Source organism: Virgibacillus halotolerans (assembly GCF_016908515.1).
GTDB lineage: Bacteria > Bacillota > Bacilli > Bacillales > Amphibacillaceae > Virgibacillus_M > Virgibacillus_M halotolerans.
Genome location: NZ_JAFBEA010000010.1, coordinates 75,094 through 89,163, shown reverse-complemented (window position 1 = coordinate 89,163; position 14,070 = coordinate 75,094). Strand labels below are relative to the sequence as shown.

General features: G+C 38.6%; 11 protein-coding genes and 1 other annotated feature. Of the genes, 10 read left to right on the top strand and 1 reads right to left on the bottom strand.

Going from position 1 to position 14,070, the window contains the following annotated elements; genetic code table 11:
• The first annotated feature begins 195 nt into the window (after positions 1–195).
• The 6 genes from dnaN (at position 196) to gyrA (ending at position 7,827) form a co-directional block, all read left to right on the top strand.
• Positions 196–1,332 carry a DNA polymerase III subunit beta gene (gene dnaN / locus JOC34_RS18315; RefSeq protein ID WP_205138236.1) on the top strand — a complete coding sequence of 379 codons (1,137 nt, stop codon included), beginning with the start codon at positions 196–198 and terminating at the stop codon, positions 1,330–1,332.
• A 205-nt stretch (positions 1,333–1,537) separates the two neighbouring features.
• Positions 1,538–1,759: a S4 domain-containing protein YaaA gene (gene yaaA, locus JOC34_RS18310; RefSeq protein ID WP_205138235.1), complete on the top strand. Its 222-nt coding sequence runs from the start codon at positions 1,538–1,540 to the stop codon at positions 1,757–1,759.
• Between the two features lie 29 nt (positions 1,760–1,788).
• Positions 1,789–2,901 (top strand): DNA replication/repair protein RecF, encoded by a 1,113-nt coding sequence (gene recF / locus JOC34_RS18305; protein WP_205138234.1) that lies wholly within the window; start codon positions 1,789–1,791, stop codon positions 2,899–2,901.
• 16 nt (positions 2,902–2,917) lie between these two features.
• Entirely contained in the window at positions 2,918–3,202 is a 285-nt protein-coding gene (gene remB, locus JOC34_RS18300; protein ID WP_205138233.1) for an extracellular matrix regulator RemB, read from the top strand.
• 16 nt (positions 3,203–3,218) lie between these two features.
• Positions 3,219–5,159, top strand: coding sequence for a DNA topoisomerase (ATP-hydrolyzing) subunit B (gyrB, locus tag JOC34_RS18295; protein WP_205138232.1), 1,941 nt, complete (start codon positions 3,219–3,221; stop codon positions 5,157–5,159).
• A 139-nt stretch (positions 5,160–5,298) separates the two neighbouring features.
• On the top strand, positions 5,299–7,827 hold the full coding sequence (gyrA, locus tag JOC34_RS18290; protein ID WP_205138231.1) for a DNA gyrase subunit A: 2,529 nt from the start codon (positions 5,299–5,301) through the stop codon (positions 7,825–7,827).
• A gap of 70 nt (positions 7,828–7,897) precedes the next feature.
• Here the strand turns inward: gyrA and JOC34_RS18285 are convergent, their stop codons facing one another.
• Positions 7,898–8,848 carry a YaaC family protein gene (locus JOC34_RS18285; protein WP_205138230.1) on the bottom strand — a complete coding sequence of 317 codons (951 nt, stop codon included), beginning with the start codon at positions 8,846–8,848 and terminating at the stop codon, positions 7,898–7,900.
• A 212-nt stretch (positions 8,849–9,060) separates the two neighbouring features.
• Between JOC34_RS18285 and guaB the strand changes: the two genes are divergently transcribed.
• From guaB to pdxT, 4 genes are all read left to right on the top strand, one after another.
• Positions 9,061–10,533 carry an IMP dehydrogenase gene (guaB, locus tag JOC34_RS18280; protein WP_205138291.1) on the top strand — a complete coding sequence of 491 codons (1,473 nt, stop codon included), beginning with the start codon at positions 9,061–9,063 and terminating at the stop codon, positions 10,531–10,533.
• A 241-nt stretch (positions 10,534–10,774) separates the two neighbouring features.
• Positions 10,775–12,109, top strand: a complete 1,335-nt coding sequence (locus JOC34_RS18275) for a serine hydrolase (RefSeq protein WP_420856172.1) — start codon at positions 10,775–10,777, stop codon at positions 12,107–12,109.
• A gap of 58 nt (positions 12,110–12,167) precedes the next feature.
• Positions 12,168–13,052: a pyridoxal 5'-phosphate synthase lyase subunit PdxS gene (pdxS, locus tag JOC34_RS18270; RefSeq protein WP_205138229.1), complete on the top strand. Its 885-nt coding sequence runs from the start codon at positions 12,168–12,170 to the stop codon at positions 13,050–13,052.
• A gap of 128 nt (positions 13,053–13,180) precedes the next feature.
• Complete coding sequence (gene pdxT / locus JOC34_RS18265) at positions 13,181–13,777, top strand: pyridoxal 5'-phosphate synthase glutaminase subunit PdxT (RefSeq protein ID WP_205138228.1); 597 nt, start codon at positions 13,181–13,183, stop codon at positions 13,775–13,777.
• A gap of 36 nt (positions 13,778–13,813) precedes the next feature.
• Positions 13,814–14,033, top strand: a binding site (T-box leader).
• The last annotated feature ends 37 nt before the right edge of the window (positions 14,034–14,070 follow it).

Below are 14,070 nucleotides of genomic sequence, written 5' to 3'. Positions count from 1 at the left end.
CAAAAATACATTTATCAACATGTGTATAGTGTGTAAAACCACGCAAACTCACACACACTTTATCCACATGTGTATAAGTGTGATGTCAAAAGGGCTTACCCACTTATCCACATACCCACAGGCCTTATTACTATTATTACTATATTTTATTAATAAAAATAAATATAAAGAACTTCCACTAGGAGGATTTTAAGAATGAAATTTATAATTCAACGTGATCAGTTGATTGAGAGTGTACAAGATGTAATGAAAGCAATCTCTTCAAGAACAGTGATTCCAATTTTGACAGGGATGAAAATTGAAGCAAGGCAACATGGTATTACATTAACAGGCAGTGATTCAGACATTTCCATTGAATCTTATATTCCAGCAGAAGATAATGGTATTGTTAATGTAGAACAAATTGAGGAAGGTAATGTTGTCCTGCATGCTAAATATTTCCCTGATATTGTACGAAAACTACCAGAAAAAACAGTTGAACTCGAAGTCGATGAAAGTTTAAAAGTAACTATACGTTCCGGTAAAGCAGAATTTAATTTAAATGGGCAGGATGCAGAAGAATATCCACATCTTCCTAAGTTACAAACAGATGATAGTTTTGAAATGCCTACAGATCTATTAAAAAGTTTGATCAAACAAACTGTTTTTGCTGTTTCTACAATGGAAACACGTCCCATTTTAACTGGTGTTCACTTTAAACTAGAAAACAATACACTAAACTTTACAGCAACAGATAGTCACCGATTAGCATCAAGAGAAATTCCAATTAAAGAAGGCCAATCAGAATTACCTAGTGTCGTTGTACCTGGAAAAAGCCTGAACGAATTAAATAAAATTTTAGATGATACTGAGGAAATGGTCGAAATAAGTGTAACCAACAATCAAATCCTGTTCCGGACCAAGCATTTAAATTTCTTATCCCGTCTGCTTGATGGCAATTATCCGGAAACATCCCGTTTGATCCCAGATCATAGTAAAACAGTGATACATGTAAAAACAAAAGAACTGTTAAGTACAATTGATCGTGCATCACTTCTTGCGAAAGAAGAGCGAAATAATGTTGTTCGTTTAACAACAAAAGGTGATCAACTGGTCGAAATTACAAGTAATTCTCCAGAGGTAGGAACAGTCGCAGAGGAAGTAAATGTTCAATCGATAGAAGGAGAAGAATTAAAAATTTCATTTAGCTCCAAATATATGATCGATGCACTCAAAGCAATTGAATATGAAGAAGTTAAAATAGAATTTACTGGTGCAATGCGCCCCTTTATTATTCGACCGGCAAATGATGATCCAATTACCCAATTAATTCTGCCCGTCCGTACTTACTAAAAATGTTGTAAAAAGCTCTTATCTGATTAAGGTAAGAGCTTTTTACTATTTCAAAAGTGATTTTAAGACGATTTAAGCGTTTTTTAAAGAAATATAGGGTTTACCTTCCATTAATCACAAATCTTTAGTAAAATAGATGTAAGGACTTTTTAAGATGCACGTAAAATTTTTGCTTTGGCAAAACAAAAAAAGATTGGTGAGTTAAATGCATGAACAAATTAACATAAATACGGCGTATATCACTTTGGGACAATTTATGAAACTGGCGAACGTATTTGAATCCGGTGGCATGATAAAAGCATACCTACAAGATGAAGGTGTTGTCGTAAATAGTGAGATAGAGCATCGCCGAGGAAGAAAGCTTTATCCAGACGACATAGTAGAGATAGAGGGAGCCGGATCTTTTATAGTGGGAAAAGGCGATTAGTACGTATTAGAAAAAAATGAGGAATTTGCATGCATATCGAACAATTACAATTAAAAAATTATCGGAACTATGCGCAACTAGATATCCGATTTGATGATAAAGTCAACGTAATTATCGGAGAAAATGCCCAAGGAAAAACAAATATGATGGAAGCAATTTATGTTTTGGCTTTTACAAAATCCCATCGTACTTCAAAAGAAAAAGAATTGATCATGTGGGACAAAGAATATGCTAAAATAGAAGGTAGAATAACGAAACGAACGCAAACCTTCCCACTCGAAGTGGTTGTTTCCACAAAAGGAAAAAAGGCCAAATTAAATCATCTTGAACAAAGGCGTTTAAGTGATTATATTGGTGCGTTGAATGTCGTAATGTTTGCTCCAGAAGATTTAACTTTAGTTAAAGGTGCGCCGCGAATCAGAAGACGTTTTATTGATATGGAGCTTGGTCAAATTCAACCAAGATATATCTATCATTTAGCGCAGTATCAAAAGGTACTGAAACAGCGAAACCATTTATTAAAACAAATGCAGCGCAGAAATAGCACGGATATGACCATGTTACAGGTTTTAACAGATCAGTTGATTGAACATGCTGCAACATTGCTGGAAAGGCGATTCATTTTCTTGGAAATGTTGCGTGAATGGGCAAGTCCCATCCATCGCGGGATTAGTCGGGAGTTAGAAACGCTCGAAATTAAATATAATTCGACAATAGAAGTATCAGAAGAGGCAAATAAGGAGAAAATAGAAACTATCTACCTAAATAAATTTCATGAGATGAAAGACAAAGAGATCGACCGTGGAACGACGCTGATTGGACCGCACCGGGATGATCTCGTATTTTATGTCAATGGTAAAGATGTTCAAACGTACGGTTCCCAGGGACAGCAACGAACAACGGCATTATCAGTAAAACTGGCAGAGATAGAACTGATTTACAAAGAAGTTGGCGAATATCCGATATTACTGCTCGATGATGTGTTAAGTGAATTAGATGATTTTAGGCAATCCCATTTATTAAATACCATTCAAGGAAAGGTTCAAACCTTTGTATCCACCACCAGTGTTGATGGAATTAACCATGAAACATTGCGGAAAGCAGAAATGTTTCATGTTGAAAGTGGAAAAATAGATACATAAGTAAGGGGGGTCTTTCATGTTTATTCATATAGGAAATGGAAATGTTATCCGTTCTCAGGATGTCATTGCCATTATTGATTATCATTTTATTTCATCATCCACAATCATGGAAGAAATGGTAAATGCAACAAAAAAACAGAAAAAGCTCATTGGACCGACTGTTGATACAAAGTCAGTGATGATTACAAAGGACATTATTTACTACAGTACACTGTCTGTTTCCACATTAAAAAAACGGGCAAGTATGATTTCCACGATTAGTAAATTAGACGATTTTTCTGATGAAGTAGAAGAAGCATAGAAATGGGTGTGAAAAAATGTCAACGGAAGACAAAATTGTAAGTGAACAATCATATGGCGCGGATCAAATCCAGGTGCTCGAAGGGTTAGAAGCAGTTCGTAAAAGACCTGGTATGTATATTGGTACAACAAGTGAACAAGGGCTTCACCATCTTGTTTGGGAAATCGTTGATAATAGTATTGACGAAGCGATGGCAGGTTATTGTGACCATGTACAGGTTATTATTGAGGCCGATAATAGTATTACAGTAAAGGATAACGGACGTGGTATTCCTGTTGGTATCCAGAAAAAGACGGGAAGACCTGCAGTAGAAGTCATTATGACGGTTCTCCACGCTGGTGGTAAATTTGGTGGTGGCGGCTACAAAGTTTCTGGCGGATTGCACGGTGTTGGTGCCTCTGTTGTTAATGCGTTATCTACCAATTTAGAAGTATACGTTCATCTTGATGGAAAGATTCACTTTTTAGGATTTAAAAAAGGTGTTACGCAAAATGAAATTAAAGTGATCGGTGAAACGGAAGTTACTGGAACGGAGATCCACTTTACTCCAGATCCAGAAATTTTTAAAGAAGGTACAACGTTTGATTATGATACATTGGCAAAACGTTTACGTGAACTTGCCTTTTTAACAAGAGAATTAACCATTACGATTGAGGATAAACGTAAGGATGAAGATGGTAAAGAAAAAGAGCCTGTAAGCTACTATTATGAAGGTGGTATCAGCTCTTATGTAGAATATATCAACCAAACCAAAAATGTATTACATGAACCGTTCTATGCGGAAGGTGAAGAAGAAGGTATAACTGTTGAAGTCGCAATTCAATATAATGACGGCTTTGCAAGCAATCTTTATTCGTTCGCTAATAATATTCATACGTACGAAGGTGGTACACATGAGTTTGGTTTTAGAACTGGTTTAACCAGAGTGATTAATGATTATGCGAGGAAAAATAATCTATTCCGAGAAAACGATCCAAACCTTTCAGGTGATGATGTAAGAGAAGGAATGACAGCTATTGTTTCCATAAAGCATCCAGATCCGCAGTTTGAAGGGCAAACAAAAACAAAGCTAGGTAATAGTGAAGTTCGTAGTGTGACAGATTCCGTATTTAGTGAATCATTTTCTAAATTTCTATATGAAAATCCAACAACAGGGAAAATCATTGTAGAAAAAGGTTTAATGGCCTCCCGTGCTCGAATGGCGGCTAAAAAAGCGCGTGAATTAACGAGAAGAAAAGGCGCTTTGGAAATTTCCAATCTGCCAGGAAAGTTAGCTGATTGCTCATCTAAAGATGCTTCAATCAGTGAATTGTACATTGTGGAAGGTGATTCTGCAGGTGGCTCAGCAAAGCAGGGTCGAGACCGTCATTTTCAGGCTATCCTGCCGTTACGCGGTAAGATTTTAAACGTCGAAAAGGCGCGGTTGGATAAAATTTTATCTAACAATGAAGTACGTATGATGATCACAGCATTAGGTACTGGTATTGCAGAAGACTTTGATATTACAAAGGCACGATACCATAAAGTAGTCATCATGACGGATGCAGATGTTGATGGGGCACATATTCGTACATTATTATTAACATTTTTCTATCGTTATATGCGTCCATTGATCGAACATGGCTATATCTATATTGCACAGCCACCGCTATATAAAGTTCAACAAGGTAAGGTAGCGCACTATGCATTTGATGATAAAGAACTCGATATTATTTTAGAGGAACTCCCAAAAGCGCCAAAACCAGGTATCCAGCGTTACAAGGGTCTTGGTGAGATGAATGCGACACAGCTATGGGAAACAACAATGGATCCAGACTCACGTACATTGCTGCAGGTTGAGCTAACCGATGCAATTGATGCTGACCAGGTCTTCGATATGCTAATGGGCGATAAGGTGGAGCCAAGAAGAATTTTCATTGAAGATAACGCCCAATACGTACAAAACTTAGATATATAACTAAAAGCGCCCCGACATGGGGAGTGCCAACGTTGGGCTCAAGAGCCCGATGACGGTACTCCATCAAAAAAACAAAGAAGTTGTGGCATATTGTAAATCACTATCTTCTCGAGTAGTTAGTGATAGGAGGTAAATTGTAATGGCAGAGGAAGAACGTCAAAATGTTAAGGAAATAAATATTAGTAAAGAAATGCGTACATCCTTTCTTGATTATGCAATGAGTGTTATTGTGGCGCGGGCATTACCCGATGTACGTGACGGGTTAAAACCAGTTCATCGCCGTATTTTATACGCAATGAACGATTTAGGAATGCATTCGGATAAGGCACATAAAAAGTCAGCACGTATTGTTGGAGAAGTCATCGGTAAGTATCATCCACATGGTGATTCAGCAGTGTATGAAACAATGGTACGGATGGCTCAAGATTTTAGTTATCGTTATATGCTTGTAGACGGCCATGGTAACTTTGGATCCGTTGACGGAGACTCAGCAGCAGCAATGCGTTATACAGAAGCGAGAATGTCCAAAATATCGATGGAACTATTACGTGACATCAATAAGGATACAATCGATTATCAGGATAACTATGATGGTTCAGAGCGTGAACCAGTTGTATTCCCTGCTCGTTTTCCGAACTTGATTGTTAACGGAACATCAGGTATCGCAGTAGGTATGGCGACAAATATACCACCACATAATTTAGGTGAAACAATTGATGCTGTTTTAGCTATCAGTCGGGATCCTGAAATTACAATTGATGAATTAATGGAGAATCATATTTATGGACCGGACTTCCCGACTGCCGGACAAATACTAGGCAGAAGTGGGATTCGTAGAGCATTTGAAACAGGTAAAGGGTCTGTTACGATTCGGGCAAAGGTAGATATTGAAGAGGAGAAGAACGGGAAGGAAACAATCCTTGTCACAGAGCTACCATACCAGGTTAATAAAGCAAAATTGATTGAAAAAATAGCAGAACTTGTCCGTGATAAACGGATTGAAGGCATTACAGATTTACGTGATGAGTCGGACCGTAACGGCATGCGTATCGTGATGGAATTGCGTCGTGATGCCAACGGAAATGTAGTTTTAAATAATCTGTTCAAGTATACAGCTTTACAAACGACATTTGGCATAAACACACTGGCATTAGTTGATGGTCAGCCAAAGGTATTGAACATTAAACAATGTTTAGAGCATTATTTGGAGCACCAAAAAGTAATCATTAAACGACGTACTGCCTTTGAACTACGAAAGGCAGAAGCACGTGCACATATTTTAGAAGGTTTGCGTATTGCCCTGGATCACTTGGATGAAGTGATTGCGCTAATCCGTAATTCTAAAACAGCTGATATTGCCCGTGAAGGTTTGATAGAAAGATTTGAGCTATCAGAAAAGCAGGCACAGGCAATTTTAGATATGCGTTTACAACGTCTAACAGGATTAGAGCGTGAAAAGATAGAAAATGAATATGATGAACTGATGCAGCTGATTGGTGAATTGAAAGCTATTTTAGCGAATGAGGAAAAGGTACTCGAAATTATCCGTGAAGAGCTTACGGAAATTAAAGAGCGTTTTAATGATGAACGTCGTACAGAAATCGTCTCTGGTGGTATCGGATTTTTTGAAGATGAAGATTTAATTCCAGAGGAAAGTATTGTGATCACTTTAACCCATCAAGGTTACATTAAACGTCTACCATCATCCACCTATCGAACGCAAAAACGTGGTGGCCGTGGTATCCAGGGAATGGGTACGAATGAAGATGATTTTGTAGAACATCTTGTATCCACCTCCACACATGATACGGTACTTTTCTTTACAAATAAAGGTAAAGTTTACCGGGCAAAAGGTTATGAGGTTCCTGAATTTAGTCGAACAGCAAAAGGGATTCCAATCATTAATATGCTGCAGATTGAAAAAGATGAATGGATTAATGCAGTGATATCTGTTAGTGAATTTAGTGAAGAGAATTACTTATTCTTTACGACAAAATATGGAATTTCTAAGCGGACGACACTGGCCCAATTTGCCAATATCCGTAAAGGTGGCTTAATTGCTGTGGGACTGCGCGGAGAGGATGAACTGATTTCTGTTCGCTTAACGGATGGTAATAAACATATGATGATTGCAACCAAAAATGGTTATCTCATTCGTTTTGAGGAAGATCAGATCCGATCGATGGGAAGAAATGCAGCTGGAGTAAAGGGCATCTCTTTACGTGGCGAAGATGAAGTGGTTTCCATGGAAATTATTGAGGAAGGTTCTAACATCCTTCATATTACAAATAAGGGATATGGGAAACAGACACCTGAATCAGAATATCGGATTACAAATCGTGGCGGTAAAGGTATTTTCACGTGTAAGTTATCAGATAAAACCGGAGAAGTTGTCGCGGTTAAAGATGTTACAGGAGAAGAAGAAGATTTAATGCTAATTACTGTAGCAGGTGTATTAATTCGTATTCCGGTAGCAGAAATATCGGAAACGGGTCGAAATACAATGGGTGTTCGTTTAATTCGCCTGCATGAGGCAGAGGAAGTGGCAACCGTTGCGATTGTTGAGCATGAAGAAGAAGAAACGGTAGAAGAAATTGTAGAAGAAACAACTGAATCCAGTGAGGAAACCAACAACGAGACTGATTCAGATGATAAGACAGAAGAATAAATAGCTGATAGACTTTTGATTCAGGGTGACACGCAGTAAGGGAATTTAATCATTCTTTGCTTGTGTCACCCTATTTTTTGTTCAGTTGTTGATGCAATTCCATACCAAGTAATAAAGGAATTTTATTTGCTGTAAGTTGTAAAAATCGTACGATAAATGGATAGTCAATATCTGACTTTGTGACCAACAGATCTCCCCACCATTCGGGTTCGTAACGACACAGCATACTCAGATTATATAAAAGTAAATAGTGTACCATTACTTCAGGAAGTGGTAAAAAATGTTCTCGATCCATCGGGAAGTAAATATCTTTATTGGTGTGAACATAAAAAGGACCATCTATTGTGTCGAGCGGCTTGGTAAGTTCTAATTGTATATGCGAATCATCAAGTTCCAATTGTTTTATTTCTGGTAGATGTGTTGCTAAACGCTTTTTAAATGCACTTGCTGTTAAATGGTAACTGTCTAATAGCTGTACTGGAAACTGGAAAAAACGTGATCCCACCGTACTGACTACAACCATTTGTTCATTATCTTGAAAAGTGAACAAGTGATTCAATTCAGGAATCAAGGAAAATAATTTTCCCATATCAATCTTTTCAAATGGTAATTGCCTGTTGGAAAATAAATGCTCTGCACAGTAAGGGAATAGCCCATGATGCTGCACTTTCACTTCATCTTTCATAAAGGTGTAATTTTTTCTTTTTCGCTTCCTTGCTGAAACGCCGTGTGCTAAAAGTGCAGTTGATTCCGGATAACTGGGGCGTTTTGTTAAAAGACAGGCTTTAAGCAAGTGAATCATGCCGTAGAACAGTAATACAGGACGTGCGAATAGATCGACTTTTCCACTATTTTCATAAAATCGGTTCCCGTGGTCAAGATAATACATAAATGCATTACAATTTTCATAGCTCTTTGTAACAGCGTCAATCCCAGGTATTTTTTGATAGCACTGAAATAAATAGTGTTGTGCAGTTTGTTGGCAATTTAGATAGGTATAAAATTCATTTATTTTTTCCATCGCTCCACCCTCCTAGCTATTAAAATATTTAGAATCTATTTATTTTTAATGGGAAAAGAATCATGGGTTGAAAAAGCGCCATTGTTAGCGTATTGTATATAAAAATAGAATTACCTGAATAGCTTGACCAAGTTCATTATTTACATACATATGGATAAGATATTACTTCATTATCCATTATTTTTTTTATATAAAATTGGAGGAGGATCATGATGCGAGAAGATAAATTTACTAAAGAAGGTTTAACATTTGATGATGTATTACTCATGCCGGATCAATCAGAGGTATTGCCAAAGGATGTACAGTTGGATACAAAGCTATCTGACAGTCTTCATTTAAAATCACCGTTCATTAGTGCTGGTATGGATACAGTAACGGAAGCAGAAATGGCTATCGCAATCGCTCGTCAGGGTGGATTTGGCGTCATTCACAAGAACATGTCAATGGAGGATCAGGCAGAACTGGTTGATCGTGTAAAACGCTCTGAAAGTGGTGTTATTACAAATCCATTTTTCCTTACTCCAGAACATCAAGTATATGATGCAGAACATCTGATGGGGAAATTCCGAATTTCTGGTGTACCAATTGTCAATACGATTGAAGAACAGAAATTAGTCGGTATTTTGACAAATCGTGATCTGCGCTTTATTCAAGATTACTCCATTTTAATTTCAGAAGTAATGACGAGTGAGAATCTTGTAACTTCACCAGTAGGAACGACTTTAAATGACGCAGAAAAGTTGTTACAACAACATAAAATTGAAAAATTACCACTTGTTGATGAACATGGTGTGCTTAAAGGTTTAATTACGATCAAAGATATTGAAAAAGTAATCGAATTTCCAAACGCTGCCAAGGATAAACAAGGCCGGTTATTAGTAGGTGCAGCTGTCGGTGTAACAAACGACGGCATGAGACGTATTGAAAAGCTCGTCGAAGCTGGTGTCGATGTTATTGTTATTGATACAGCACACGGACATTCAAAAGGTGTCATGGATCAGGTACAAGCAGTCCGAAAAGCGTATCCAGATTTAGATATTGTTGCCGGAAATGTGGCTACTGGAGAAGCGACAAAAGCGTTAATAGAAGCGGGTGCCAACATTGTGAAAGTTGGTATTGGACCTGGATCGATTTGTACAACACGTGTTGTTGCAGGTGTTGGTGTACCGCAAATTACTGCAGTACATGAATGTGCACTAGCTGCAGCAGCATATGGTGTCCCTGTTATTGCAGACGGCGGGATAAAATATTCCGGTGATATCGTAAAGGCAATAGCAGCTGGAGCGCATGCTGTCATGTTGGGAAGCATGTTTGCCGGTGTTGCTGAGAGCCCAGGAGAAACTGAAATCTTCCAGGGAAGACAATATAAAGTGTATCGCGGAATGGGCTCAGTTGGCGCGATGAAGGCCGGTTCGAAAGACCGCTATTTCCAAGAATCCACTGAAACGAAGAAACTTGTACCAGAAGGAATTGAAGGAAGAGTGGCATATAAAGGCAGCTTGGCAGATACCGTTCATCAATTAGTTGGCGGCTTGCGTGCAGGTATGGGGTATTGTGGTACAGGAACCATTGAAGCATTACGAAATGATGCTCGATTTGTCCGGATTACCAATGCCGGCTTACGTGAAAGTCATCCACACGATGTACAAATAACAAAGGAAGCACCTAATTACTCTTTACAATAGGGATAAAAATACATTGATGTCTTGAACATCCCGGACAGTTTTAAGCGAAAACCCACATACAAGTGGCCACTACTGAATTAGCCAAGATAGGGGCAGTAGCTGACATAAGGAAATTGAAATGTCACAGAATTTATAGATGGGAATGATTTCCCGTCTATTTTTTTGTTTTTTTATGTGGTAAAATAACAAAGGTACACGTTTTAAAAAATAAAGGAAAAAGTATTTGGCGGAGGTAGAGAAAGTGAAACAGAAATGTACTAAAAGTTTGTCGTTTTTATTAGTAGGACTCGTATTGATGATGTCGTTTGTTGTACAACCATTTACTGTGCAAGCAGCGGATTCAATCAATTTGGACGCCGAATCGGCGATATTAGTTGATGCGGAAACAGGAAAAGTTTTATATGCGAAAAATCCGGATGTAGCTTTACCCCCGGCCAGTATGACAAAAATGATGACAGAGTATCTTGTTTTGGAAGCAATCGAAAAAGGTGACATTGATTGGGATACCACAACACAAATCAGTGATTATCCATATGGTATTTCTGCCAATGCATCATTTTCCGGAGTTGGATTGACACAGAATAAAGATTATACGGTACGTGATTTATATACGGCAATGGCTGTTTTCTCTGATAATGCGACAACCATTGCACTTACAGAATTGATCGCGGGATCTGAAGGCGAATTTGTAAAACTAATGAATAAAAAAGGGGAAGAAATGGGTCTTCCTGAATATGAATTTGTAAATGCCAGTGGATTAGAAAACTCCTTTTTGGAGGAAAACCATCCGGAAGGAACAGACCCAGATGGGAGCAACTTATTGTCTGCCAGATCTGCAGCATTACTTGCCTATCATCTAGTTAATGATTACCCTGAAGCGCTAGAATATTCTGGTGAAACGGAAGTAGAATTTGAAGATAAAAAGGTAGAAAATTTAAACTGGATGCTTAAACATGATGCATCCTACTTAAAGCAATATTATTATGAGGGTATGGATGGTCTAAAAACAGGACATACCGATCTTGCTGGTTTCTGCTTTACCGGAACAGCTGAAAGAGATGGGAAAAGATTAATTTCTGTTGTAATGAAAACAGATAGTGAGGACAAGCGTTTTAAAGAAACAGCTAAATTGATGGATTACGGTTTTTCAAAATTTAAGACAGAGGAACTATTCCCTGCTGGGTATCAGGTGAAAGGTGAGTCTGAGATTCCGGTAGCAAAAGGGAAAGACAAAACTGTAAAGGCTTCTATTAAAGAAGCTGTTACAATTCCGGTAAAAGAGGATGAAAAGGAATTATACAGCATTAAATACGCTATTGATAAAAAGAAGCTGAATGCAGATGGCGAACTGAAAGCCCCTATTAAAAAGGGTGATAAAATTGGTACGGCAGAGGTCATTTATGATGGGGAAGATGACTACGGTTATATTTTTACCGACAAAGCCAGTTCAATAGATTTGGTAACCGATAAAGCGGTAGATAAGGCGAATTGGTTTATGCTTACATTAGGTGCGATTGGTGGATTTTTCGCTGATCTATTTACAACAGCGGTTGACTGGGTCAAAGGATTGTTTTAACTACAGTATTTGCTAAGATGAATTAGAACGCCGAAGAAAAACATAAGGGGGAAATAAAATGACAAACATTGGTACAGATCGTGTGAAACGTGGAATGGCAGAAATGCAAAAGGGTGGCGTAATCATGGATGTGATTAACGCGGAGCAGGCGAAAATAGCTGAACAGGCAGGGGCAGTTGCTGTGATGGCTTTAGAGCGTGTCCCATCAGATATTCGTGCGGCGGGCGGAGTTGCTCGTATGGCCGATCCAACAATTACTGAGGAAGTAATGAATGCAGTTTCTATTCCAGTGATGGCTAAAGGGCGTATCGGGCATATTGTCGAGGCGCGTGTGTTAGAAGCAATGGGTGTGGACTATATCGATGAAAGTGAAGTTCTAACACCTGCAGATGATGTATTTCATTTAAGGAAATCTGATTTCACAGTACCATTTGTTTGTGGCTGCCGTAATTTGGGAGAAGCAGCACGCCGTATTGGTGAAGGTGCATCCATGCTACGGACAAAAGGTGAACCGGGCACAGGAAACATTGTAGAGGCTGTACGCCATATGCGTCAGGTTCAATCCGAAATCCGTCAGCTCACTGCCATGTCAGCAGATGAAGTGATGACCTTTGCAAAAGATATCGGTGCACCATATAACTTATTATTGGAAATCCGTGAGGCGGGATGCTTACCAGTAGTTAACTTTGCAGCAGGTGGTGTTGCGACACCATCAGACGCAGCGTTAATGATGGAATTAGGTGCAGATGGTGTCTTTGTCGGATCAGGGATTTTCAAATCAAACAATCCGGAAAAGTTTGCTAAGGCAATTGTAGAGGCAACAACCCATTATCAGGATTATAAATTAATTGCTGAGCTTTCTAAAGATTTAGGTGCTGCCATGAAAGGAATTGAAATGAGTACACTTGCTGCGGAAGATCGCATGCAAGATCGTAGCGAATAACAAAAAACACAAGTGGTGGTTTATCCATGCTGGGTGTTACAGGTGTTATAGCTATTCATGACAAATAGTCTAGAATTTTCACTGAAAAATTATATACTTTCTTTAAAAGTAAGAAAGAAGGAATCTGTATGACGACCATTGGTGTACTTGCATTACAAGGTGCAGTCAGAGAACATATACGGGCGATAGAGGCATGTGGTGCACAAGCTATTGAAGTAAAGCGAAAAGAACAGCTGGATGAGATTGATGGGCTGATTTTACCTGGTGGTGAAAGTACGACAATGCGTAAACTGATTGATAGTTACGGTTTTTTCACTGCAATTCAGGCATTTGGTGAACAGAATAAGCCCATTTTTGGCACTTGTGCCGGTTTGATTTTGATGGCGAGTGAAATTGACGGTCAAACAGCTGCGCATCTCAGCCTAATGGACATGAAGGTTGCTCGTAATGCATTTGGCAGGCAAGTGGCTAGCTTTGAAGCAACACTTGAAATTAGCCATGTTGCAGATGACTTTAATGCGATCTTTATTCGTGCACCATACATCATGGAAGTAGGACCAGAAGTTGAAGTACTTGCAACCTACCAGGATCGTATTGTTGTTGCTAAACAGGGACATTATGTTTGTACAGCCTTTCATCCGGAGTTGACAGATGATCATCGATTTATTGCATATTTTGTTGATATGGTGGAAGAATCAAAAGAAACACTTGCATCTTCAATGTAATTTGACTATGATATAATATAATTAGAGTAAAAATGAGTAAAAGTATTGAGAGGAAGCAGTAACAGTCTAACTTTCTACAGCGAGTCGATGGTTGGTGTAAATCGATGTGAGTAAACTGTGAATCCATCCTTGAACTGGTTTGTTGAACACCGTTGTTATTAGACAAACCCGGTTAAGTACCGTTAAAGCTGTGAGCCGGAAGAGTAAATCTCTTCAACAAGGGTGGCAACGCGGGAATCATACTCTCGTCCCTATTTTTGGGACGGGAGTTTTTTGTATGCCAAAACAATAAT